This window comes from Subsaximicrobium wynnwilliamsii, assembly GCF_007997225.1.
Lineage (GTDB): Bacteria > Bacteroidota > Bacteroidia > Flavobacteriales > Flavobacteriaceae > Psychroserpens > Psychroserpens wynnwilliamsii.
In genome coordinates this window covers 192474-216357 of sequence record NZ_VORM01000001.1, presented here as the reverse complement: position 1 = coordinate 216357, position 23884 = coordinate 192474, and the positions used below count along the sequence as shown (strand labels likewise).

At 42.0% G+C, this 23884-nt stretch carries 21 protein-coding genes; 8 read left to right on the top strand and 13 right to left on the bottom strand.

Features of this window, described 5'->3' with window-relative positions:
• The first annotated feature begins 3 nt into the window (after positions 1-3).
• From galE to ESY88_RS00895, 3 genes are all read left to right on the top strand, one after another.
• A complete protein-coding gene (gene galE / locus ESY88_RS00905) occupies positions 4-1026 on the top strand; it encodes a UDP-glucose 4-epimerase GalE (protein ID WP_147084969.1) in 1023 nt (340 codons plus the stop codon).
• Between the two features lie 10 nt (positions 1027-1036).
• Positions 1037-2323, top strand: a complete 1287-nt coding sequence (locus ESY88_RS00900; RefSeq protein WP_147084968.1) for a metal-dependent hydrolase family protein — start codon at positions 1037-1039, stop codon at positions 2321-2323.
• A gap of 160 nt (positions 2324-2483) precedes the next feature.
• The gene (locus ESY88_RS00895) at positions 2484-2675 is read left to right on the top strand and encodes a hypothetical protein (protein ID WP_147084967.1); all 192 of its coding nucleotides are present in this window, start codon (positions 2484-2486) and stop codon (positions 2673-2675) included.
• 61 nt (positions 2676-2736) lie between these two features.
• Here the strand turns inward: ESY88_RS00895 and lspA are convergent, their stop codons facing one another.
• From lspA to ESY88_RS00870, 5 genes are all read right to left on the bottom strand, one after another.
• The gene (gene lspA, locus ESY88_RS00890; protein WP_147084966.1) at positions 2737-3234 is read right to left on the bottom strand and encodes a signal peptidase II; all 498 of its coding nucleotides are present in this window, start codon (positions 3232-3234) and stop codon (positions 2737-2739) included.
• A 16-nt stretch (positions 3235-3250) separates the two neighbouring features.
• Entirely contained in the window at positions 3251-4132 is an 882-nt protein-coding gene (gene fabD, locus ESY88_RS00885) for an ACP S-malonyltransferase (protein ID WP_147084965.1), read from the bottom strand.
• Between the two features lie 80 nt (positions 4133-4212).
• Positions 4213-4770 carry a sugar O-acetyltransferase gene (locus ESY88_RS00880; RefSeq protein ID WP_147084964.1) on the bottom strand — a complete coding sequence of 186 codons (558 nt, stop codon included), beginning with the start codon at positions 4768-4770 and terminating at the stop codon, positions 4213-4215.
• 418 nt (positions 4771-5188) lie between these two features.
• Positions 5189-6748: an NAD(P)/FAD-dependent oxidoreductase gene (locus ESY88_RS00875; RefSeq protein ID WP_147084963.1), complete on the bottom strand. Its 1560-nt coding sequence runs from the start codon at positions 6746-6748 to the stop codon at positions 5189-5191.
• 30 nt (positions 6749-6778) lie between these two features.
• Positions 6779-7708 carry a dihydrofolate reductase gene (locus ESY88_RS00870; protein WP_147084962.1) on the bottom strand — a complete coding sequence of 310 codons (930 nt, stop codon included), beginning with the start codon at positions 7706-7708 and terminating at the stop codon, positions 6779-6781.
• A gap of 301 nt (positions 7709-8009) precedes the next feature.
• Between ESY88_RS00870 and ESY88_RS00865 the strand changes: the two genes are divergently transcribed.
• Positions 8010-8309 (top strand): isoamylase early set domain-containing protein, encoded by a 300-nt coding sequence (locus ESY88_RS00865; protein WP_147084961.1) that lies wholly within the window; start codon positions 8010-8012, stop codon positions 8307-8309.
• Between the two features lie 234 nt (positions 8310-8543).
• Here the strand turns inward: ESY88_RS00865 and ESY88_RS00860 are convergent, their stop codons facing one another.
• The 7 genes from ESY88_RS00860 to ESY88_RS00830 all read right to left on the bottom strand — a co-directional run bounded on the left by ESY88_RS00860 (position 8544) and on the right by ESY88_RS00830 (position 16242).
• Complete coding sequence (locus tag ESY88_RS00860; protein WP_189702479.1) at positions 8544-8993, bottom strand: energy transducer TonB; 450 nt, start codon at positions 8991-8993, stop codon at positions 8544-8546.
• A gap of 213 nt (positions 8994-9206) precedes the next feature.
• Entirely contained in the window at positions 9207-10058 is an 852-nt protein-coding gene (locus tag ESY88_RS00855) for a thymidylate synthase (RefSeq protein ID WP_147085067.1), read from the bottom strand.
• A 369-nt stretch (positions 10059-10427) separates the two neighbouring features.
• A complete protein-coding gene (locus ESY88_RS00850) occupies positions 10428-12182 on the bottom strand; it encodes a nucleoside transporter C-terminal domain-containing protein (RefSeq protein ID WP_147084959.1) in 1755 nt (584 codons plus the stop codon).
• Between the two features lie 122 nt (positions 12183-12304).
• On the bottom strand, positions 12305-12913 hold the full coding sequence (locus ESY88_RS00845) for a bifunctional nuclease family protein (RefSeq protein WP_147084958.1): 609 nt from the start codon (positions 12911-12913) through the stop codon (positions 12305-12307).
• Positions 12914-13120: 207 nt separating this feature from the next.
• Positions 13121-14083: an electron transfer flavoprotein subunit alpha/FixB family protein gene (locus tag ESY88_RS00840; protein WP_147084957.1), complete on the bottom strand. Its 963-nt coding sequence runs from the start codon at positions 14081-14083 to the stop codon at positions 13121-13123.
• Positions 14084-14264: 181 nt separating this feature from the next.
• Complete coding sequence (locus ESY88_RS00835; protein WP_147084956.1) at positions 14265-15011, bottom strand: electron transfer flavoprotein subunit beta/FixA family protein; 747 nt, start codon at positions 15009-15011, stop codon at positions 14265-14267.
• A 124-nt stretch (positions 15012-15135) separates the two neighbouring features.
• Entirely contained in the window at positions 15136-16242 is a 1107-nt protein-coding gene (locus ESY88_RS00830; RefSeq protein WP_147084955.1) for a T9SS type A sorting domain-containing protein, read from the bottom strand.
• Between the two features lie 76 nt (positions 16243-16318).
• Here ESY88_RS00830 and ESY88_RS00825 point away from each other — a divergent pair, with 76 nt between their 5' ends.
• Together ESY88_RS00825 and ESY88_RS00820 are read left to right on the top strand one after the other, a co-directional pair.
• The gene (locus ESY88_RS00825; RefSeq protein WP_262713047.1) at positions 16319-17341 is read left to right on the top strand and encodes a pyruvate dehydrogenase complex E1 component subunit beta; all 1023 of its coding nucleotides are present in this window, start codon (positions 16319-16321) and stop codon (positions 17339-17341) included.
• An 82-nt stretch (positions 17342-17423) separates the two neighbouring features.
• Positions 17424-19934, top strand: coding sequence for a DUF5686 and carboxypeptidase-like regulatory domain-containing protein (locus ESY88_RS00820; protein ID WP_147084953.1), 2511 nt, complete (start codon positions 17424-17426; stop codon positions 19932-19934).
• A 3-nt stretch (positions 19935-19937) separates the two neighbouring features.
• On the opposite strand, the gene ESY88_RS00815 is transcribed toward ESY88_RS00820, so the two are convergent.
• Positions 19938-20369, bottom strand: a complete 432-nt coding sequence (locus ESY88_RS00815) for a DUF4174 domain-containing protein (protein WP_147084952.1) — start codon at positions 20367-20369, stop codon at positions 19938-19940.
• Positions 20370-20790: 421 nt separating this feature from the next.
• Between ESY88_RS00815 and ESY88_RS00810 the strand changes: the two genes are divergently transcribed.
• Both ESY88_RS00810 and ESY88_RS00805 read left to right on the top strand, forming a co-directional pair.
• On the top strand, positions 20791-21318 hold the full coding sequence (locus tag ESY88_RS00810) for an inorganic diphosphatase (protein ID WP_147084951.1): 528 nt from the start codon (positions 20791-20793) through the stop codon (positions 21316-21318).
• Positions 21319-21435: 117 nt separating this feature from the next.
• Complete coding sequence (locus ESY88_RS00805) at positions 21436-23871, top strand: sodium-translocating pyrophosphatase (protein WP_147084950.1); 2436 nt, start codon at positions 21436-21438, stop codon at positions 23869-23871.
• Positions 23872-23884: the final 13 nt, after the last annotated feature.

Sequence of the window (23884 nt, the reverse complement as noted above, 5' to 3'; positions counted from 1 at the left end):
ATCATGAAAAAAATATTAGTTACAGGTGGCCTCGGTTTTATTGGGTCCCATACTGTGGTGGAACTTCAAAATGAAGGTTTTGAAGTGGTCATTATAGATGACCTTTCCAATTCATCAGAAGCGGTTTTAGATGGCATTGCTAGCATAACCAATACCACTCCAATTTTTGAGAAATTGGATATGAAAGATAAAAATGCACTGCACAGCTTTTTTGAAAAGCATCATGATATTGCGGGTGTCATCCATTTTGCAGCCAGTAAAGCGGTGGGTGAAAGTGTTAATAACCCATTGCTATACTACGAAAACAACATCAATACCTTGGTTTATGTGTTACAGGAACTATTGAATTTGGACGCTTCGAATTTGATTTTCAGTTCGTCCTGCACCGTATATGGTCAGGCTGATGAAATGCCTATTACTGAAAGCGCTCCAGTAAAACCAGCCGAATCCCCTTACGGAAACACCAAACAAATTGGAGAGGAAATCATTGCCGACACCTGTAAAGTGACTGAGAAACTCAATGCGATTGCGCTGCGTTATTTTAATCCCATTGGTGCGCATCCCAGCGCAAAAATTGGAGAATTGCCTATTGGCGTGCCACAAAATTTGGTGCCATTCATCACTCAAACGGGGGCAGGCTTAAGGGATTGCCTTTCGGTTTATGGGAAGGACTATCCAACTTCCGACGGCACATGTGTAAGAGATTACATCCATGTGGTTGATTTGGCAAAAGCGCATGTTATCGCACTTAAACGATTGATTAACAAGAATAACGATGCTAACTTTGAAACCTTCAATGTGGGCACAGGAGTAGGCAGCACGGTATTGGAGGTCATTGAATCTTTTGAACGGGTCTCGGGAAAACATCTCAACTATAAGTTTGTCTCAAGACGTGAAGGGGATGTCATTTCTGCTTATGCCAATACCAAAAAAGCCAATAATGATTTAGGCTGGAAAGCAAAGTCAAGCTTGGATGATGCCATGCGTTCTGCTTGGGACTGGGAGCAAAAGATTAGAAATCTATAATATCATCACAATGAAAAAATCACTTCAAATTTTAATCCTTTTATTGAGTGTCTCAGTAACTGGACAGAGTACTTATTTGCACTGCGGAAAGTTAATAGACACCAAGACGGGTAAGGTTTTAACTGAAAAAACGATCATTGTCTCAGATGGTAGAATCACTTCCGTCGAAAATGGATATGTGCAACCAAAATCAGAACAAGATGAAGTGGTTGATCTCAAGATGAAAACCGCGATGCCTGGCTTAATAGACTTGCATGTGCACATTGAAAGCGAGACCAATCCCAAAGCCTACTTGGAGACTTACACGCTAAATGAGGCCGACAAGGCATTCAAGGCGGCACATTATGCCATCGTCACGTTGATGAGTGGTTTTACAACGGTACGTGATTTGGGCGGCACAGGCGTTAATGTGGCTTTGAGAAATGCGATTGCCGCTGGCACAGTGGATGGACCACGAATTTTCACTGCGGAAAAAGCGTTGGCAACAACAGGCGGTCATGCCGACCCAACCAACGGAAGCAAACGAGTGCTTATGGGCGACCCCGGGCCAAAGGAAGGTGTGGTAAATGGAGTGGACGATGCGCGTAAGGCAGTTAGGCAACGTTATAAGAATGGAGCCGATTTGATAAAGATTACCGCTACTGGTGGTGTGCTCAGCATGGCCAAGAGCGGTCAGAACCCGCAATTTACGCTTGAAGAAATCAAGGCCATTTGCGAGACGGCCAAAGATTATGGCTTTCACGTTGCAGCGCATGCACATGGCGATGAAGGCATGCAACGCGCCATTAAAGGGGGCGTGAAGACCATTGAGCACGGTACTTTGATGAGCGATGAAACTATGGAACTCATGAAACAGTACGATGTGTATTTAGTACCCACGATCACTGCGGGAAAATCGGTAAGCGAAAAAGCCAAGATTCCTGGTTATTACCCAGAGGTCATCGTTCCCAAGGCTTTGGACATCGGTCCTAAAATTCAGGATACTTTTGGAAGCGCCTACAAAAAAGGGGTCGGGATCGCCTTTGGAACCGATGCTGCGGTATTTACCCATGGCGAAAACGGAAAAGAATTTGGCTATATGGTTGAAGCAGGAATGCCAGCCATGGAAACGATTCAAAGCGCTACAATTACCAATGCGATGTTGCTCAAAATGGAGCAGGAGTTAGGGCAAATAAAGGAAGGTTTTATAGCCGATATCGTAGCAGTAAACGAGGATCCAACCCAAAACATTTCAACCATGGAAAACGTGGTTTTTGTGATGAAAGCTGGTAAAATTCACAAGAATGCAATTGAATAATCCCTAAAGGAGACACGCTATGATTGTAAATATGTTAATAAATACGGATATTAATCTATAAAATCGCATTTAATACCATGGTTAACAACCAGTTAACTAATTAAAATTGCTATTTAAGTAAAAAAATCGTTTCTTTGTAGCTAATGATAACTGAAAACCAATGAAACTGATAGGTATTAAAAGATTCACGAAGACGGAAGGACGTTTTACCAAAAAAATGGGAGCCTTTACAACAAATGTAACTTACATTAAGAAACATTTTTTAAGTATTCCGTTTGCCACCCTCCACAAATACAGGGAGACTTACTACGGAAAAGTCAAGGATTGCGAAGAATGCAAATTGTCAAAATAACTTGATTGTCGCAAAATTTATAAATAAAAAAAACCTCAAGCTTGAGGTTTTTTTTATGTGGTTATGCCTTTGATGCATTCTTGTTGAGAAAGAAACTGCTGTAAAATAGCACAATCATTCCAAAGGTAACCGACATATCTGCGACGTTGAAAATTCCGGTATGAAACACCCCACCAAAATCCAGATAAAAGAAATCAGTAACCGATCCATACACAATACGGTCGTAAATATTGGCAATCCCCCCACCTGCAATGCAACTCAGTGCAAACACACTTACCTTATCTAAGGCTTTATTGCTTAGGATGTAATACAAAAGGTAGCTTAAGACCGCGATTGGCAAAATGAGTAAAAACAGCAACTTGAGGGTTGGGTTCATATCAGATCCCATTCCTAAAAAAGCGCCTTCGTTTTCAACATTCATCATTAAAAAGGTGTCGCCAACCACTTTAATGCGCTCGCCTGGATCAATGCTTGCTCTAACCATGAATTTTGAGATTTGATCAATGGCAATATTGAACACAATGAGCAAGACAATTCTTAGGGTTCTAGATAACTTCATAAATCTATGCGTTGCTTTATAAATTAGCCGAAGAAGTTTCAGCAGCTTTATGGATTTTTTTCACTAAACCTTGTAATACATTTCCTGGGCCAACTTCAACAAAATGCGTGGCACCATCTGCAACCATTTGTTGTATGGACTGGGTCCATTTTACAGGAGCTGTAAGTTGTGACATCAGATTTTTTTTGATACTGTTCGCATCAGTAACCTCATAAGCCGTCACATTTTGATAGATGGGACAATTAGGCTTGCTGAACGTAGTGTTTTCAATAGCTGCAGCCAATTCCTCACGAGCAGGCTCCATCAAAGGCGAGTGAAACGCACCGCCAACAGGCAGGATCATGGCGCGACGGGCACCTGCATTTTTCAAGGCCTCACAGGCCCTTTCAATGGCCGCAACTTCTCCAGAGATGACCAGTTGGCCGGGGCAATTATAATTTGCGGGTACTACAAGCCCTTCGGTTTGAGCACATATTTTTTCAACAATGGCATCTTCCAATCCCAAAACCGCGGCCATAGTGCTTGGTTGTGCCTCACAGGCTTTTTGCATCGCTTGCGCGCGTTGGGAGACGAGCTTGAGACCGTCTTCAAAGGTCAAGGTTCCGTTGGCAACCAAAGCAGAGAATTCACCTAAAGAATGACCGGCTACCATATCGGGCATAAATGTGCCACCCAAAGTTTTCGCCAAGATGACCGAATGCAAAAATATAGCAGGCTGGGTCACTTTGGTTTCTTTAAGAGCTTCAGCAGTACCTTCAAACATGATATCGGTAATATGGAATCCTAAAATGGAATTTGCTTTTTCGAACAGATCTTGGGCTAAGTGGGAGTTCTCGTAAAGGTAAAGTCCCATTCCTGTGAATTGGGCACCTTGACCAGGGAAAATGTATGCGTTCATGTGTTATCTTTATAATGGTCTTTCTGAGAAAAACCAGTTGTTTTATGTACTGTGATCCTATTAGGCTGTAAAAATAGCAATTAATTAGCGATTCTATTAATCACCTTGGCAGGATTGCCAGCAATGACCACATTTTCCGGGAAATCTTTAGTGACTACGGCCCCAGCACCAACTACAACATTATCGCCTAAAGTAACGCCGGGACAGATGGTGGCATTGCCTCCAATCCAAACATTGTTGCCAATACTAATGGGTTTGGCGAATTCTTGTCCGCTATTTCTCGCTTCATATTCTAAGGGATGCGTGGCGGTATAAATTTGCACATTGGGCCCAAACATGCAATTGTCGCCTATTTTAACCAATGTGCCATCAAGGATGCAGCAATTGTAATTGATGAATACATGCTTGCCGATTTTGATATTGTAACCATAATCACAATAAAACGGTGGTTCAATCCAAAGATGTTCTTCGGCCTTGCCAAACAAATCATAGAGCAATTGATTGCGGACTTCCTTTTGGCTTTCGTCCATCGCATTGAATTGCTGAAACAGCAATTTCGCCTCTTGACGCTCGTCCACAAGTTGCGCATCTTTGGGACGGTATAGCTCACCAGCGATCATTTTTTCTTTTTCAGTCATTTCTTATCGTGAAGTTGTTGAGTTGCGAAGTTGTTGAGTTGGCTGCTAGATTTACCACCTTAAACTCTCCACTAAATCCTCAAAGGGGACTTTTGACACCCTTGCCATTTGTTATTTTCATGAGATTAAACTTTAAACCTTGATCCATAATGCAACAGAGGACTTTGAACTTTAGATATTATTCATCTTCATCTTCATCTTCATCTTCATCTTCTCCCGATAGTTATCGGGATCATCTTCGTCTTCTCCCGATAGTTATCGGGATCATCTTCATCTTCATCTTCATCTTCATCTTCATCTTCGTCCCGATAGTTATCGGGATCGTCTTCATCTTCTCCCGAAAGCTACCGGCATCAATTTCAACTTCAGGTTCAATTTCAATTTCAAGTTCAAATTCAAATTCGTTTTTTTCGAAGTCCTATCCCATCTCACAGGCCGCTTCTGCACAACGTTCGCCGTCCATTGCAGCGGAAACGATGCCGCCAGCGTACCCGCCACCTTCGCCACAGGGAAACAGATTTTCGATTTCCGGGTGTGCGAGGTTTTCATTTCGCGGAATATTCACAGGCGAGGAGGTTCGGGATTCTACGCCAATAACGTTGGCTTCGGCAGTATAATACCCATGCATTTTTTCGCCGAAAGCCTTAAAACCCTTCCGCAGAGAACCACCAATCAATTTGGGTAGCAGCGAATGTAAGGGGGCGGAATTCAGGCCCGGCTGGTATGACGTGGGATTCAAATCGGCCGACAATTTACCTTCCACAAAATCGGTAAGACGTTGTGCGGGTGCTGTTTGGTTTCTTCCACCGGCCGTAAAAGCGAGACGTTCTAAATCTTTTTGGTATTCCAAGCCTTTCAACGCTCCAAACTGTTCGTATTTGTAGAGGTCCTTTTCCGCATTGATTTCCACCACAATCCCAGAATTGGCAAATGCGTTGTTCCGTTTAGAAGGCGACATGCCATTGACCACGACCTCGCCATTTGCGGTGGCAGCGGGAACTATAAATCCGCCAGGGCACATGCAAAAGGAATACACGCCACGATCGCGCACTTGCTCTACCAAACTGTAGGACGCGGCGGGCAAAAGTTCGTCGCGATTTTCGCCTTTGCAATGGTATTGGATGCCATCGATAATTTGCTGTGGATGTTCCACACGAACGCCCATCGCAAAGGATTTTGCCTTCAACTCAATATTTTTTGCTTGCAACAGGTAGAACATGTCCCGTGCGGAATGCCCAGTTGCCAAAATGACTTTGTCAACCGCCAACTCATCTCCGTTGTGGAGTGTCAAGCTGTTGATGTGTTTGTTTTTAATACCAAAATCAACCACTCGCGTTTCAAAATGGATCTCGCCGCCATGATTTAAAATGGTCTCACGAATATTTTGCACCACTTTAGGTAATTTATTGGTGCCGATATGTGGATGGGCATCGACCAAAATTTGATCGGTCGCGCCATGATAGACCAAGTTTTCAAAAATCTTGCGCACATCGCCACGTTTCAAGCTTCGGGTGTACAATTTGCCATCGCTATAAGTGCCAGCGCCACCCTCGCCAAAGCAGTAATTGGAATCTTCGTTGACCTCGTGATCCTGGTTGATGGCTTTTAAGTCGCGACGTCTATCTTGCACATTCTTGCCACGTTCCAAAACAATGGGCTTGAAGCCCAACTCAATACAACGTAAGGCGGCCCACATGCCAGCGGGCCCAAAACCAATGATGTGAATGGGTTTGGCTGCAGAAACATCTTTGTAATCAAAAGTATAGGCCGAATTTTCAGGTGCGGGTTCATTGATATAAACCTCGACCTTATAATTGAGCATGATTTGTTTTTTACGCGCGTCGATGGATTTCCGAAGCACTTTTACTGCGGAAATATCACTAAGTTTCAGGTTGAGGTTCTGGGAAGCTTTGCTTAGCAAAATATTGGATTGCTTTTCTTCCTCAAGCGTGATGCGTAATTGTAATGCTTTTATCATGATGGGAAATTAAGCCTAAACAGGCTGCTATTACTTACGCTCATAGGTCAAAAAGCTAAAAGCGTAGTTATGCGTGTTGTCTTTAGAATGTTCCTTGCGATGGGTTTCTTTCCAGATAAAGCCGTCAATTTCAGGAAAAAACGTATCGGCAGTAGGGAAGTTTCCGTGTACGCGCGTGAGTTCGATTTTATCGGCCATGCCTATTGCTTGTCGGTAAATCTCACCGCCACCAATAATGAAGGGCTGGGCATCTTTTCGAGCGGCATCTAGAGCATCATCGAGATTATGCACCACAATCACACCAGAAGGTACGGCGTAATTATCCTGTCTGGTAATCACAATATGCGTACGATTGGGCAAAGGGTTTTTAAAACTTTCAAAGGTTTTGCGCCCCATAATGATGCAGTGCCCACTGGTTAAATTTTTAAAGCGTTTTAGATCATCGCCAAGATGCCAAATGAGGTCGCCATCTTTGCCGATGCCATTATCTTCGCCGGCCGCTGCGATGAGTGTTAGCTCAGATTTTTTTTTTTGAAATGGCGCACTTGATTTTGCAGATGCATCAAAGGCTTGGGATTTTGCAACCTTGCTTTCTTTGGCCAAATACTCTTGTTTCAGCTTTTCAATACGTTCCTCTTGTTTCGCCACCAAAAGATCGCGTTGTTGGTCTTCCCAATCCCTACCCATAAATTTATTGATGATAAAAACACTTATGAAATGGTAAATAAAAAGCACAAACCATACAATGATGGCAATGACAAACCAATCGAGACCAAAAATTTTAAATTCTTGGCCAATATTAAGCACCGTGTTAGCGACAATAAGTAGTACAGATCCAATCAAGAAAATCACAAAATGAATGTAAAGTCGCTTTTTCTGTTTGATGCGTCTTTCCGCATTTTTAATCAGCGCGAGTTGCGTTTTATCTATCTGGGGAATGGGTTTCTTTTTTCCGAACATGGTATGGTCATTTAGTCGAGGTAAAGTTACTGATTTTTTGCGCAAACGCTATAATAGATGCTTTACTGGAAAAATTTAAAAATACGAAAACCTTGTAGTGCTTAAGTTTTTGACAATCAATCGCTAAGCTTTAATTGTTTTCTTGCGGATTTCCCAATAATGTCAAAAATTTTCAGATTAATCAATAGTTAGAAGATGCTAAAAGTGGTAAAATCGCAAATATACCATTTCAGAAGCCTTAATCATTTGGTTTTGAGGCTTTCTTTTATACATTTGTGAAGAAATTAATTCATTATATATTATGGCAATTACAAAACAATACCTAAAAAGCAAGCCTGTTTGTAAGGTAACATTCACGGTTCCTACAGAAGGTGCTAAAACTGTATCTGTATTAGGAAGTTTCAACGACTGGGACGAGCAAAAGGCTGTTAAATTGAAAAAATTAAAAGACGGTTCTTTTAGAGGTGCTGTTAATTTGGAAAAAGACAAGTCCTACGAGTTTCGCTATTTGGTTGACGGTACCTTTACCAACGATGAGCAAGCAGATGCTTTGGCCTGGAACGATTTCGCTGGAGCGGAAAACAGCGTTTTGAATCTCTAAGGATTCTACTCATTTAAGAAATTAAAGCCCCTTTTTTTGGGGCTATTTTTTTTGTATTTTCTTCGAAAGGGTTTGGGTTTTAAATCCCTCCAGAGGCTTTTATGCCCCGAGCTGATTGATTTTAAGAACCTGGTCTGAAGATGCAACTTGCCATAAAAAATGGGCTTATGCATTGCTTATCTACCAACAAGTATCTTCACGCATCAGCGTTCAAGCCTGTTTACTAGACGCCAACTAGTTGCCGCCAATTTGAATATTTATAGGAACGAAATAAGGCACCACAGTTGGTTTGCCATTTCTTTTGCCTGGTACCATTTGCGGAATGAGTGCAACCACTCTCAAAGCTTCCTTTTCCAAATCAGAAGTTTTAGCTTTCGCCCTCTCTGATGTTATTTTTCCTTCTTTATCAATTTTGAAGATCACTTTAATAGTGTAGGTTCCTTTTTTTAATTTAGAAATTGGTGGTCTTGAGGTCCTGAAATTTCTTTGAAAATGCCGACTGATTTCATTAGACATGCATTGTTTCAAATCCTTATTGGAGGTGTTGTTTTCGCAGCCTTTATAAACAGGGACAGTCTCGCCAGTAATCTGAATGTCTTCTTTTGGATTTGAATGGAGCGTATTTTCCTGGGCAAAAAATTTAACTCCCGAAAACAGGATAAACAGAACAAGTAGATTTTTCATAATTATATTTTTGTATGGCGGTTTATAATCGTAAGCATTGAAAATTTCGTCAGGCCATCGAATTTTTGATTGTTCTCGCTCTAAAGGGAACATGAATGCTCCATTTTATAAATTTAGCATGAGCTAATTTTCAGCCTTGAAAAAAGGAGTATTACGTACTAAATCAAATAATAGTAAGTAGTGTTGATTGATGATGCGTGTTCAATTGAAACTTCAAACAGCAACCTTCCCCTTAATATGCGGATGTGGATCATAGTTTTCCAAACTGAAATCTTCAAATTTAAAATCGAAGATGTCCTTTATTTCAGGATTGATGAGCATTTTAGGAAGTGGTTTAGGGTCTCTGGATATTTGCAGTTCCATTTGTTCTATATGATTGCTGTAAATGTGGGCATCGCCAAAAGTATGGATGAACTCGCCGGCTTCATAACCACAAACTTGCGCCACCATCATGCTGAACAAAGCATAGGAGGCAATGTTGAAAGGCACGCCTAAAAAGATATCGGCACTACGTTGGTACAATTGCAACGAAAGTTTTGCTTTCTTTTCTCCTTTGGATTGGTCAGGAGGGGACACATAAAACTGAAAAAACGCATGGCAGGGCGGTAAAGCTGCTTTGCCATTGGCGACATTCTCGTCAAAAGATTTTGAAGTATCGGGTAACACGGAAGGATTCCAGGCAGAAACCAGCATGCGTCTGCTATTGGGATTGGTTTTTAGGGTATCTATCACTTCCTTGATTTGGTCGATCTCGTCGCTGTTCCAATTGCGCCATTGCTGACCGTAAACCGGACCCAAGTCGCCGTTCTTGTCTGCCCAAGCATTCCAAATGCGAACTCCATTTTCAGTGAGGTAGTTGATATTGGTATCTCCTTTCAAAAACCACAACAATTCGTAAACAATGGATTTTAAATGTAGTTTTTTGGTGGTAACCATCGGGAAACCTTCGCTCAAATCAAAGCGCATTTGGTATCCAAATACACTCTTGGTACCAGTGCCGGTGCGGTCTCCTTTTTGGGTTCCGTTTTCTAAGACGTGTTTTACTAAATCGTGGTATTGCTTCATGTGCATTTTCCGTCTTCCCAAAGGGAAGAAACTGTTTTATATTATAATTTATTTATAGATCATTGAAAACGAATGTAAAGAAAATGGCGAATAGACGCTTTAATGTGTAACGAAAAATATCAAAAGTTATCAACGAGAATGTTTTCACATGGGTCTTGACCTTATCGTTATTTGAATGGTAAGATAGATCTTATTCCTGATTTTAATTCCTCCAGAGGGTTTTATTCCCCGAGGCTTGCCTCGAAATACGAAGAACATCTTTCAATTCATACCTGTGGGCTTGCTCCGAGGTTATTGATTTGAAATTTGAACTTTAGCATCATGAGATTCCTGCCTCTACCAAATGGCAGACAGGTGCGCAGGAATGGGTTACCCAATGATCATCCCTGCAATAGTAGCCGAAATCAAGGAAGCAATTGTGCCGCCAATCAAGGCTTTCATTCCAAACTTGGAAAGTGTCTTACGCTGGCCTGGAGCCAAGGAGCCAATACCACCAATCTGGATCCCAATGGATGCAAAATTTGCAAAGCCACAGAGCATGTAAGTGGCCATGATAACCGATTTTTCGTATTTTAAATGAATGGGGTTGGCGACGTTCTTAAGGTCTGATAATTGGATGTAACCAATAAATTCGCTGGCTGCCAATTTAATGCCCAACAACTGTCCCATGAGTGCCATATCCTCGCGAGCGATGCCAATGAGCCACATCAAAGGCGCAAAGAGATAACCCAAAATAAATTCCAAGGACAGGGAATCGTAAGGCGTGTTATCAGCGATGACCTGATTGAGTGAGGTAAAGTGCCAATCGATGTTGAGAACGCCAATTGTGAATCCGTCAAAACTTGCGATCCCACCAATGATCCCGTTAAACATGGCGATGAAGGCAACAAATACCAATAGCATCGCACCAACGTTGACCGCAAGTTTTAAGCCTTCCGTAGTTCCATTGGCGATGGCTTCTAAAATGTTGGAGCCTATTTTTTCTTGAGACACGTGTACGTCGGTATCTACGGGCTCAGTTTGTGGGTATAATATTTTTGAAATCACAATCGCCCCAGGAGCAGCCATGACCGATGCTGCCAAGAGGTGCTTGGCGTAGAATAACTGTAGGGCTTCGTCCTCGCCGCCTAAAAAGCCTATGTATGCTGCCAACACCGCACCTGCAACGGTCGCCATCCCACCAATCATGACCAATAGGATTTCCGACTTGTTCATTTTTTCCAAATAGGCCTTGATGAGCAGCGGAGCTTCGGTTTGGCCTAAAAAGATATTTCCCGCGACACTTAGACTTTCAGCTCCAGAAATACCCAAGACCCTAGACAACAACCAGCCCATCCCTTTGACCACTTTTTGAATGACGCCTAAATAAAACAACACCGATGTCAATGCTGAAAAGAAGATAATCGTTGGAAGGACCTGGAAAGCAAAGATGTAACCAAAGGAATTCACGTTGAGGATGCCACCAAACAGAAATTCACTTCCGGCTTGGGTAAAACCTAAAATGGCAATAAAACCTTTGCCTACGACTTCAAAAGCGCTTTTTATAAATTCCACCTTTAAAACGCCAACCGCGATGATGAGTTGAAATGCCAAGCCAATCCCAACCGTTTTCCAGTTGATGGCTTTGCGATTGCTGCTGAATAAAAAAGCGATGAAAATAAGCGATACCATGCCCAAAAGCCCGCGCCACAGACTTCCCAGTGAAAAGCCCTGACTTGGCACAATACCTTCGTTGACGCCGTCTGCCATTAAAGGAGCACTGCTTTTTGAAGGCGTTTTAAAACTAAAACTCATTTCCTTATTCGCAAAAACAAGCGTGGAATCTGTTAATTCTGAAATGTTGAAGCGTTCGGTCTTTTCTGTTGGTGTGTCGTAGTAGAGCACCAATAATGTATTCTGAAAGAGGTAATTGCCGCTAAATTCGCCTAAGCTATCGGCCGATTTGATGTCGTAATTGAAATTGCCGTTTTTTAGCTGGAACTCATCGCTGCTGTCAATATCATATAGATTGACACCTGCATCGTTTTTTACCGCTTCAATCTGCCATTTTTTTTCCAATTCTTGCGCAAAGTTCAAATTGATTGCAAAAAAAATAGCTGTAACAGCCAGTAAAAAATGTTTCATGTGTTTGTATTTATTGTTTTTCATGGACACAACTGCTTACCGGCAGGCAGGGGTTGTTCGCTACTGATCATTCCGTTGGGTGATAAAATTTTGAACACGCTCGTTTCATGAGAAAAAAAGTATTATCGTTTGGAAATCTCGTCTCTTATTTTGGCAGCCTTTTCGTAGTCTTCGTTTGCGACCGCTTCATCCAATAAGGTATTGAGTTCTTTTAGGGACTTGTCTTTATAGCTATCTTTTATGCTGGTCTCAATTTCCTCGACCACCATATCGTCTACCAGAATGGAATCCTGTTCCTCAGTTTCCTTATTCGGGTTGACCTTGAGGTAAATGCCAGCTTTATCTAGAATATTCTTATAGGTAAAGATCGGTGCTTTAAAACGTAAGGCCAATGCAATGGCATCACTGGTTCTAGCATCTATGATTTCCTCGATTTTGTCGCGCTCACAAATGAGGCTGGAATAAAAGACGCCATCTACCAATTTATGAATGATGACCTGTTTTACGGTAATATCGTAACGATCGGCAAAATTCTTGAATAAATCGTGGGTAAGTGGGCGTGGGGGTCTAATTTCCTTTTCTAGCGCAATGGCAATGGATTGGGCTTCAAACGCACCAATAACGATTGGCAATTTGCGGTCGCCATCCATTTCATTTAGAATAAGGGCATAGGCGCCGTTTTGAGTCTGGCTGTATGATATCCCTTTTATATTTAGTCGAACTAAGCTCATATTTTTAAACTAAATTCCGCAACACTTCGTGCTGAGGTGTCCTCAACTACCTTTCTTTTGGAAAGGCCCTATTCCAAGATTTAGAAATACGGGTAAGGCAAAAAGCAAAGAACTGTTTAAAATAGGACTTTACCAACTACCAAAGGCAGATTTATAGATAAAATTCCAATTTAAACAGCCCTTTAGAAGCTACAATTTATAAAAAATCTAGGCGTTTTGTGCCTTAAATGTCTTTAATTTTTCAATGAGTGCTGGCACGATTTCAAAAGCATCGCCAATCACACCGTAATCTGCTGCCTTAAAGAAGGGAGCTTCTGGGTCATTATTGATGACCACTTTTACTTTGGAAGCGTTGATGCCAGCCAAATGCTGGATGGCTCCAGAAATCCCAATGGCAATATATAGATTGGAGGCTACAGGTTTTCCTGTTTGCCCAACGTGTTCGCCGTGAGGTCTCCATCCTAAATCTGAAACAGGTTTTGAACAAGCGGTTGCTGCACCCAAAACGTCTGCCAATTCTTCAATCATGCCCCAATTCTCTGGGCCTTTGAGTCCGCGACCAGCAGAAACCACGATTTCCGCATCAGCGATAGTGACTTTATCTGTGGCAACGTCAATCGACTCTACATGCACACCAGATTCTGGAACTGAAGGCGAAAAGTCTTCCGCAGCAGCATCGGCTTTATGTTCTTTTAATCCGAAGGCATTCTTGGAAACCCCAACAATCTTAACATCGGTATCGATGGTAGTCATATTGAAGGCTTTATTGGTAAACGCCGTTCGTTTCACGGTAAATGGCGAAGCGCTAGAAGGCGCCTCAACCACGTTAGACGCATAGCCAGCTTCCAGTCCCACTGCCAATAATGGCGCGAGATATTTGCTATCGGCACTTGAACTCACAATAACCACTTTGGTGTCCTCTTTTTCCGCAGCCTGTTTGATGACGTTGGCATAGCTGTTGGCATTGAATTTCTCCAAATCGCTGGAATTGACCTTGAGCACTTTGTCGACACCGTAGTTACCCAACTCCGAAATATCATCGGCGTTGATGGTAATTGCGGTCACGCTGGTTCCCATTTGGTCTGCCACAGCTTTGGCGTAGGAGGCTACCTCAAGAGCAACCTTTTTGAATTTTCCTTGTTCTGATTCTGTATATACTAATACTGACATAATATTAAATTTTGCCTCTTACCAGCCCCTCTCCCAAGGAGAGGGGCTTTCAAGATTTTGGTTATAATTATATTTTCAATTTCAAAACTTTCCGCAGGAAAGCACTATGTTAACAAAGCTCATTTTAATGAGCACCTCTCCACTATTAGTTCCCCTCCTTTGGAGGGGCTAGGGGATGATTTTATATTACTTTCGCCTCATTATGAAGCAAGTCCACCAATTGGTCTAAATTATCGGCATCTACCAAAGTAATTTGTCCTTTAGGTTCTGGTTTTTCAAATTTCACAGATGCGGTTTCAGTTTCGGCATTTGATGGCTCTAAAACATTCATTGGCTTTTTACGCGCCATCATGATCCCTCTCATGTTTGGGATACGCAAGTCACTTTCTTCAACCAATCCTTTTTGACCGCCAATAACTAATGGCAGACTCGTGGAAACGGTTTCCTTACCACCATCAATTTCTCGCATGGCTTTGACATTGTCGCCATCAATTTCCAAATTGATGCAGTTGGTCACAAAATTGGCGTCAATCAAGGCTGCCAACATACCAGGTACCATCCCACCATTATAATCGATGGATTCTCGACCAGCAATGATCAAGTCATAACCGCCGTCTTTGACCACTTTGGCTAGTTCTTTGGCCACTTGATAGCCATCCTTAGCTTCAGAATTGACTCTAATCGCACTATCTGCGCCAATGGCCAATGCCTTTCTTAACGTTGGCTCGGTTTCAGGCCCACCAACGGTGACCACATCTACACTGGCTCCTTGTTTTTCTTTGAACCACATGGCACGTGTAAGCCCAAACTCATCGTTCGGGTTGATAACAAACTGAACACCATTGGTGTCAAATTTGGTGTTATCGTCGGTAAAATTGATTTTTGAAGTCGTATCAGGCACATGACTGATGCATACTAATATTTTCATATCGAATTATTTGATTTTAATTGTCTTTACTTCTAGTCGTACGAAGATAAAAATAATAATTCTAATTTTACTATGCGTGCATAATAAAATTATGCAAAAATTTCAGTAGAAAGCACTAAGACTGTTAATTTTTCAAAAATTTGAAGACTTTTTGGGCATTGTTCAAATTAGAGAGTTTTATGAAGTAAAGTCCGTTTGTGTAAGTTGACAGATTGATCTTATCATTTTCAAAACCTGTTTCGGCTAAAACCCGTTTGCCTGAGAGATCAAATATTTCGATATTCAGGGCTTGGTTTTCAGCATTGCGGATTTGGAGGTAGGGATTGCCTTCGGCTTGAAATGGAGTCATTTTTGAAAATGTTTCGGTTGCTACGGAAAGATTGGCTTCTTCAAAAATCATATAATCGGTTGAAAACGTCCCATTTTCACGCTCCAAAATTACTTGACCATTCTCATCGTTTTGATTCACGCTTAAGTTTCCGTAGTTATATGCGATACACCCAATATCAAGCATGGAGTATAACATGAGTTCGATTTGAAAACAAGGATCAGAAGATTCAGACGCACTTGAAGTACCTTCAGTTGTAGTCCATAATTGCAGGGTGTTGTCAAGCGCAGCACTGCTGTCATCAAAACCGCCTTTCATACCTATCGCGAAGGCATTTCCGCAGGGGGAAAGGGAACTGGTTGCCGCAGTTATCATGTCATTTTCCGAATCATATCCAAAATCAATTTGGAGTTCAAAACCTTCGGGCACATTGTACGTGCTATTCTCGCAGTTTTCGCCCGACTCGGTAGAATTATTGCAATATTGCATTAATTCGTAAGTCTTACCATCAAGTAAATCAATGAGGTTTGCGCTTATTGGCGTAGTGGAATAGGACAAGTCGAAAGTAAAGATATCCGATGCCACATTGGTATCTAACTCAGTGATAAGATTTTTGTTGTCATGGGCAATACTGTAGTATTTAAACAGTTCGCCATCAGGATTGGAGTTGGGATAGCTTTGATAAAAATCATAAATGGAATATGCCGCAAAAATAGTGGTAATGGCCTGGTCTGGAAACGACAAGGCAACTGTGCCATCGGTGTTGTTTGTAATAATGGGAATGTAAGCCGGCTGTTGAATTTTAACTACATCAACAAGCAAGGGACACAACAGGTTTTCTTGAGCAATCGCAGTGCATGAGAAGAGCAATAAAATTGCGTAAATCAAGTCCTTTTTCTGCATTGTATTTCGTTTTAGATTATGAATATAGCAAAACTTAGAAGCTTATCTCTATTCAAATTAAAAATGATGTGATTTAATACGCAATAATCCTTATTTTTGCTACTCGAAAAAAAACACTGTAATGAAGACGATTCAATTTAGAGAAGCTATCTGCGAAGCCATGAGCGAGGAGATGCGCAGAGACGAAAGCATTTACTTAATGGGTGAGGAAGTGGCCGAATACAATGGAGCCTATAAAGCTTCTAAAGGCATGTTGGACGAATTTGGCCCTAAACGGGTTATCGACACACCTATTTCGGAACTCGGTTTTACCGGTGTCGCCATTGGTTCTACCATGACGGGCAACCGCCCCATCGTGGAGTACATGACCTTCAACTTTTCACTGGTTGGTATTGACCAGATCATCAACAACGCAGCCAAGATTCGCCAAATGTCTGGAGGCCAATTTAATTGCCCCATCGTATTTCGTGGGCCAACCGGTTCTGCAGGGCAATTGGGCGCAACACACTCCCAAGCGTTTGAGAGTTGGTTTGCCAACACACCAGGTTTAAAAGTGGTGATACCCTCTAATCCTTACGATGCCAAAGGCTTACTGAAATCGGCCATACGTGACGACGACCCCGTTATTTTTATGGAAAGCGAGCAAATGTATGGCGATAAAGGCGAAGTGCCAGAAGGTGAATATACCATTCCTTTGGGGGTTGCTGAAGTGAAGCGTGAAGGCACAGATGTGACCATCGTGTCTTTTGGGAAAATCATCAAGGAAGCCTATAAAGCAGCCGAAGAATTGGCGGAAGAAGGCATCTCCTGCGAAATCATTGATTTGCGCACCGTACGCCCTTTAGACCGTGAAGCGATTCTTAAATCGGTCAAGAAAACCAACCGCCTAGTCGTTTTGGAAGAAGCTTGGCCTTTTGGCAATGTATCTACAGACATAGCGTATTTGGTACAGTCTGAAGCTTTTGACTACTTGGACGCCCCAATAGTGAAAATCAACACTGCCGATACTCCTGCGCCTTATTCTCCTGTATTGTTTGAGCAGTGGTTGCCTAACAAGGACGAAGTCATTAAAGCAGTAAAAAAAGTACTTTATAAATAATTAGACAACAATCACGTTATATAAACTTCATCTACCCTGAGCAAACCAATACATGCGATGGTCGATGAAGTTTTTTGTGTGTATGAAACTAAAGCTCCCCATCTTATTTTTTTTCTTCGGCATGTTTTCCGTTTTCTCACAAACCAAAGTAAGCGGTTATGTGTTTGACGAATTTGACCAGCCGGTTGCTTACGCCAACATACTTTTTAAAGGTTCTACGGAAGGCACCATTTCTAACGAGGAAGGTAAGTTCTATTTAGAATCAGACAGTACTTGGAAAACCTTGGCGGTGTCCTTTTTGGGCTACGAGACTCAAGAAATCCTTTTAGAAAAGCGGGTCACTTACGAGCTGAAATTTATATTGAAGGAAGAAGCAGCCGCCTTAAATGAAGTGCTTATTGTCACCGGAAACCAATCCAAAAAAGCCTCCGAAAATCCTGCCATCGCCATTCTCAAGAAAATATGGGAGCGCAAGCGAAAAAACGGCCTGCGACAGTTTGATCAATACCAATACGACAAGTATGAAAAAGTAGAGTTTGATCTCAATACCATTGATAGCGCGCTTATAAAAAGCAGAATTTTCAAGGGTATGGAGTTCGTCTTTGATAAGGTGGATACCTCTAAAGTAACCGGTAAAACCTACCTTCCTATTTTTATTAACGAAGCGATAAGCAAAGTCTATGGCGACAATCTGCTCAATGAGGAAAAGGAAGATTTGAAGGGCAATAAAAACTCTGGGTTCAGCAATAATCAAATCATCATTGAATTTGTGGACGATTTGTACGCCGATTTCGATATCTACGACAATTACCTCAAGTTTTTTGATAAGAGTTTTACAAGCCCTTTGTCTAAAACAGGTGTTAATACTTATAATTATGTGCTTTCAGACAGTGCTTTTATCGACAATAAGTGGTGCTACAATATTATTTATTATCCGCGTCGCAAGAACGAGCTTACGTTTAAAGGCGACTTTTGGGTCAACGATTCCACTTATGCCATTAAGGACATCAACCTTCAGGCTTCAAAAAGTGCCAACATTAACTGGGTTAAGGAAATCTATATAGAGCAGGAATTTGAGGTGGTCAATGACTCGGTCTTCTTGCTAAAACGGGATTATATGTTATCTGACTTTGCGCTCAATAAAAAGGAAAAGTCCCGTGGTGTTTACGGAAAGCGTACCACTTTGTATAACAATTACGTGTTTGACGAGCCTAAAGACTCTGATTTTTATAGTCAGAAAGTCTACAGTTACAACGAAGATGCCTACAATCGAGATGACGAATTTTGGGATAAAAACCGAATGGAATCACTCAGTCAAGACGAGAGGGGCGTTTATAAAATGTTGGATACACTCAAGACGGTCAAGAAATTCAAGAACCTTTACAGTTTAGGGAGCATTTTGGCTTCCGGTTATATAGAAGTCTCAAGCATCAATACAGATATTGGCCCAATATTTTCGGTATTTGGCTTTAATGAAGTGGAGGGCGTTCGGGTTCGCGGCGGCGGTAGGACTTATTTTGGACCCAACGATTTGTGGCGGGTGGAAGGCTATGTGGCCTACGGATTTCGAGACGATAAGTTCAAATACGGGATTTCGGGCAAGGCCTTGTTGGATATTAAAAACCGGCTTATTATTTCAGGCGGAAACAGACGTGATGTTGAGCAAATTGGTGCTAATTTAACCTCATCCACCGATGTTCTGGGACGTAGTTTGGCCTCTTCAGCAGTGATAGGTACAAGTATCAACGATAAATTGACCAGTATCAATCTTACCACACTTGGTTTTGAGTTAGAACCAAGTAAAAACTTTGTGGTAAGAACCAGCGGCACTTACCGCACTTTAGAATCGGCATCCCCCACTTTTAGTTTAGATTACAATGATCCAGAGGCAGTAGGTGGCGTGTCTTCAGATATTCAGCAGTATGAAACCGCGCTGTCATTCTCCTATTATCCGAATCGAAAAATGACCGGATATGGGGTAGAGCGTCGGGTCGCAAATGATGGGTTTGCTACACTTTTTGCGCAGGTAACACGAGGCGACGAAGGTGTTTTTGGAAGTGATTTTGATTATACAAAAGTCCAGTTTTCCTACATCCAACCGTGGCTATTAGGGGCTTATGGCCGATTGACCACAACGGTCGAAGCTGGTAAGACTTTTGGAGCTGTGCCTTTGGGATTGTTGAGCGTGGTGCCAGGGAATCAATCGTATTTTTCGATCTACAATACCTTTCCCCAATTGGATTTTTACGAGTTTGTTACCGATACCTATACGTCCATGCATTTGGAACATAATTTCAACGGTCGCATATTTTCAAGAGTCCCGTTTCTTAAAAAATATAACTTACGCGCTATTGTTGGTGTAAGGGGTGTTTGGGGCGAGTTATCAGACGAGAATATCGCATTGAGCACCACTGGGAATCCTGTGGAAATTCCATTAATCGCACCTACCGATGAAGTCTATTACGAGTATAGCGTTGGCGTGGGCAATATCTTTAAGATTTTGCGTATCGATTTCAACTTTAGGGGTAATTACCTAGATGCGCCAGAAGCCAGACCTTTTGGGGTTACCGGTAGTTTTGGGTTTAGTTTTTAGATCTCAGTCCTTCCGTCGCATCTCCGTGCGTCGCATTGGCATCGCATCAATCGTTTCAAAAAGTGATGCTGCGGAAAGCAACTTCGCCTGTCGTAATTTGATACTACCATCCAAACCAATCAGAAGCACCTGAAATGGTAATTCGGTTTTGCTGAAATTCTCGTAGAGTGACGTATTTTCAATCCATTGATTTGCTTCGGAAAAATTGATCTTATAAGATTTCGGGCTTAACTGATAGACGATGAGCTTTCGGGCTTCGAGTCCGTTGAGGTGTTTTTCCAATTCTGAAACTTGCTCATTAAATAATGCGTTGTCGCGATTTTCAGTCAAGATGATAATGACGCGCTGTCTCCATCGGTGTTTTTTGAGATCTTGGGCTTCCATGAAGTTTGCAGTGCTTATGAGCATTAGTAAAATAATGGTTTTTAGTTTCATTTGTTAAAGCATTTCAAATATTCAGTTTTAACTTATTCAGAAGATTAAGATAGTAATTTTTGATGAGGTTTTTATCTGTCAAATCCATCTTACGAATAGGCTGTTTTTCTGCGCTGCCATAGTTGGTGTTTTTCAGCAACAGTTCTGTGCCAGTGAATTTAAAACTTGAGTGAATTCAATGATGTCTTAGGTTATGGTAAGTTGGATGTGGCAATCACATAGTTCAGTATAGTGGATTTATTCTTCTAACCCGAAGTTCTAAAAAAACCTTCAAAAGCGTAGCGCCTACAAGCCACTTTAAGAAACTCAAGGCATTTTTAATTGCTAAAAATTAAAGTTTAGCCTATCTTTGCAGCCCTCAAAAACAAAGATTTAGAAATACCCAAACGCCTATTTAATAGGAATAAAACATAAGAATAAAATGACAGCAAACGGAAAATTAACCTTCGATGTGTTAATAGAAATCCCTAAAGGGAGCAGAAACAAATACGAATACGATTTTGATCTCAAAAAGATACGTTTTGATCGTATGCTCTTTTCATCCATGATGTATCCAGCAGATTATGGTTTCATCCCAGAAACTTTAGCCTTGGATGGCGATCCCTTGGATGTTTTGGTATTGGGTGGCGAGCCAACTTTCCCCATGATCGTGATGGAGGTTAAGCCCATTGGTGTATTTCATATGGCCGATGAAAAAGGGCCTGATGAGAAAGTGATTTGCGTGCCCGTATCAGATCCCATCTGGAATAGCCTCAATGATCTGGCGGATATGAATCCGCACCAAATCAAGGAAATCGAACACTTCTTCCAAGTCTATAAAGATCTTGAAAAGAAAAAAGTAGATGTAGGTGGTTGGGGTAATGCCGATAAAGCTTACGAAATCTTGAACAGTTGTATTGAGCGCTACGAAAAAAGTGACAAGGATAAAACAGGACATTTCTCTATTTAAGAGCCCTAAGGCCATGAAAATAAGACCCTTCAGTATAAAACTTGAAGGGTCTTTTTAGTTTTAAGGGATTTCACTACTTTTGCCCAGCTAATTAACAAATAAATAACAACGTTAAATATGGAATCATTAATGATTTACATGCCAATTGCCATGGCAATTTTAGGCTTAATCTTTATGCTTGTCAAGCAATCTTGGGTTATGAAACAGAACCCCGGAGATGGCAAAATGAAAGAAATTTCAGATCACATTTATGAAGGCGCCTTGGCATTTCTAAAGGCAGAATACAAACTCTTGGCCATTTTTGTGGTCATAGTAAGTGTGCTTTTAGCCATTGTTTCGTTTGTAGTGCCAACCACCCACATTCTTATTGTGGTCGCTTTTATATTTGGTGCTTTTTTCTCAGCATTTGCTGGAAATATTGGGATGAAAATCGCTACAAAAACTAACGTCAGAACCACGCAAGCCGCTCGTACCAGTTTACCAAACGCCCTAAAGGTCTCTTTTGGCGGCGGTACCGTAATGGGTCTTGGTGTTGCTGGATTGGCAGTATTGGGATTGACCACATTTTTTATAGGCTTCTTTTACTTTTTTATGGACAGCACTTGGGCTGCTCAGGTAATTAATGGTAGAAATTATAGCCCTACAGAATTGATGACCGTTGTTTTGGAAACATTGGCAGGATTTTCATTGGGTGCGGAATCCATTGCACTTTTTGCGCGTGTAGGTGGAGGAATCTATACCAAAGCGGCCGATGTAGGTGCCGATTTGGTAGGTAAGGTAGAAGCGGGAATCCCAGAAGATGATCCTCGTAACCCAGCAACCATTGCCGATAACGTTGGTGACAACGTAGGTGATGTGGCCGGTATGGGTGCCGATTTATTCGGTTCTTACGTGGCTACAGTGCTTGCCGCCATGGTGCTTGGTAATTATGTGATCAAGGATATGGGAGGCGATATCTCAGAATTCGGTTTCGGCGGGATTGGCCCTATCCTATTGCCAATGGCCATTGCTGGTGTTGGGATTATCATCTCCATTATAGGAACGCTGTTGGTAAAAATAAAAAGCAACGATGCCAAGGAAGATCAGGTTATGAGCGCCTTGAACATTGGGAACTGGACCTCCATTGTTTTGGTGGCCGTGTCTTGTTTTGGCTTGTGTCATTATATGTTACCAGAAACCATGCAAATGCGTTTTTTCGGCTTGGTTGAACCGGTTGAGATTAGTTCCATGCGCGTGTTTTATGCCACTCTTGTTGGTTTAGTTGTAGGCGCAACCATTTCTTCGGTAACCGAATACTACACAGGATTGGGTAAAAAACCTGTCCTTAAAATCGTGCAACAGTCCAGCACTGGAGCAGGAACCAACATCATTGCTGGTTTGGCAACTGGGATGATGTCCACATTTCCTTCAGTGTTGCTATTTGCTGGTGCCATTTGGGGCTCCTACGCTTTTGCAGGATTCTATGGCGTGGCTCTAGCGGCCTCTGCAATGATGGCGACCACGGCCATGCAATTGGCAATTGATGCCTTTGGGCCAATTTCTGATAATGCAGGTGGTATTGCCGAGATGAGTGAGCAAGAACCCATTGTAAGGGAACGTACCGATATTTTGGATACTGTAGGGAATACCACTGCTGCAACAGGAAAAGGATTTGCAATCGCTTCGGCAGCATTGACCTCCTTGGCTTTATTTGCGGCCTATGTGACCTTTACGGGCATCGACGGCATCAATATTTTTAAAGCACCAGTTTTAGCCATGTTATTTGTTGGTGGAATGGTGCCAGTGGTATTTTCGGCCTTGGCCATGAATGCTGTTGGTAAGGCAGCCATGGAAATGGTGCAGGAAGTGCGTCGCCAGTTCAAGGAAATCCCCGGAATTATGGAAGGTACAGGAAAGCCAGAGTACGATAAATGTGTCGCAATTTCCACAGAGGCTTCCCTTAGGGAAATGATTTTACCGGGTCTTCTGACCATTTGTTTTCCATTGGCCATTGCTTTTCTCCCTATGCTGTTTGGTATGGATCCTTTGGCGATTGCTGAAATGTTAGGAGGCTATATGGCCGGTGTAACGGTATCTGGTGTGCTTTGGGCAATTTTCCAGAACAATGCAGGTGGCGCTTGGGATAACGCCAAGAAATCCTTTGAAGCTGGTGTTATCATCAATGGCGAAATGACCTACAAAGGTTCTGAAGCTCACAAAGCGGCGGTTACTGGTGACACGGTTGGAGATCCGTTTAAGGATACTTCTGGTCCATCAATGAATATCTTGATTAAATTGACCTGTTTGATTGGCTTGGTGATCGCACCTATTTTAGGCGGCCACAGCTTGGAAGAGGGCATGGCAGTTTCCCAGACCAATGCGGAAGCCGTTGTGGTAAGAACCATTTCCACGGAAACCGATGCAGACGGAATTATCACTAACTCAGCGGAAGCTAAAGTGACTACGACCACACAGAATAACGGTCAAACCGTTATTGTTGAGAAGCTCTTTAAAGGGACTTTGGAAGAAGTGACTGAAGCCTCAAGTGCTTATGCTAAAGCACAAAAGGAGTAGAATATATAGCATT

Coding starts and splice junctions, on each gene's coding strand:
- galE (WP_147084969.1), top strand. CDS start 4: ATGAAAAAAATATTAGTTACAGGTGGCCTCGGTTTTATTGGGTCCCAT.
- ESY88_RS00900 (WP_147084968.1), top strand. CDS start 1,037: ATGAAAAAATCACTTCAAATTTTAATCCTTTTATTGAGTGTCTCAGTA.
- ESY88_RS00895 (WP_147084967.1), top strand. CDS start 2,484: ATGAAACTGATAGGTATTAAAAGATTCACGAAGACGGAAGGACGTTTT.
- lspA (WP_147084966.1), bottom strand. CDS start 3,234: ATGAAGTTATCTAGAACCCTAAGAATTGTCTTGCTCATTGTGTTCAAT.
- fabD (WP_147084965.1), bottom strand. CDS start 4,132: ATGAACGCATACATTTTCCCTGGTCAAGGTGCCCAATTCACAGGAATG.
- ESY88_RS00880 (WP_147084964.1), bottom strand. CDS start 4,770: ATGACTGAAAAAGAAAAAATGATCGCTGGTGAGCTATACCGTCCCAAA.
- ESY88_RS00875 (WP_147084963.1), bottom strand. CDS start 6,748: ATGATAAAAGCATTACAATTACGCATCACGCTTGAGGAAGAAAAGCAA.
- ESY88_RS00870 (WP_147084962.1), bottom strand. CDS start 7,708: ATGTTCGGAAAAAAGAAACCCATTCCCCAGATAGATAAAACGCAACTC.
- ESY88_RS00865 (WP_147084961.1), top strand. CDS start 8,010: ATGGCAATTACAAAACAATACCTAAAAAGCAAGCCTGTTTGTAAGGTA.
- ESY88_RS00860 (WP_189702479.1), bottom strand. CDS start 8,993: ATGAAAAATCTACTTGTTCTGTTTATCCTGTTTTCGGGAGTTAAATTT.
- ESY88_RS00855 (WP_147085067.1), bottom strand. CDS start 10,058: ATGAAGCAATACCACGATTTAGTAAAACACGTCTTAGAAAACGGAACC.
- ESY88_RS00850 (WP_147084959.1), bottom strand. CDS start 12,182: ATGAAACATTTTTTACTGGCTGTTACAGCTATTTTTTTTGCAATCAAT.
- ESY88_RS00845 (WP_147084958.1), bottom strand. CDS start 12,913: ATGAGCTTAGTTCGACTAAATATAAAAGGGATATCATACAGCCAGACT.
- ESY88_RS00840 (WP_147084957.1), bottom strand. CDS start 14,083: ATGTCAGTATTAGTATATACAGAATCAGAACAAGGAAAATTCAAAAAG.
- ESY88_RS00835 (WP_147084956.1), bottom strand. CDS start 15,011: ATGAAAATATTAGTATGCATCAGTCATGTGCCTGATACGACTTCAAAA.
- ESY88_RS00830 (WP_147084955.1), bottom strand. CDS start 16,242: ATGCAGAAAAAGGACTTGATTTACGCAATTTTATTGCTCTTCTCATGC.
- ESY88_RS00820 (WP_147084953.1), top strand. CDS start 17,424: ATGAAACTAAAGCTCCCCATCTTATTTTTTTTCTTCGGCATGTTTTCC.
- ESY88_RS00815 (WP_147084952.1), bottom strand. CDS start 20,369: ATGAAACTAAAAACCATTATTTTACTAATGCTCATAAGCACTGCAAAC.
- ESY88_RS00810 (WP_147084951.1), top strand. CDS start 20,791: ATGACAGCAAACGGAAAATTAACCTTCGATGTGTTAATAGAAATCCCT.
- ESY88_RS00805 (WP_147084950.1), top strand. CDS start 21,436: ATGGAATCATTAATGATTTACATGCCAATTGCCATGGCAATTTTAGGC.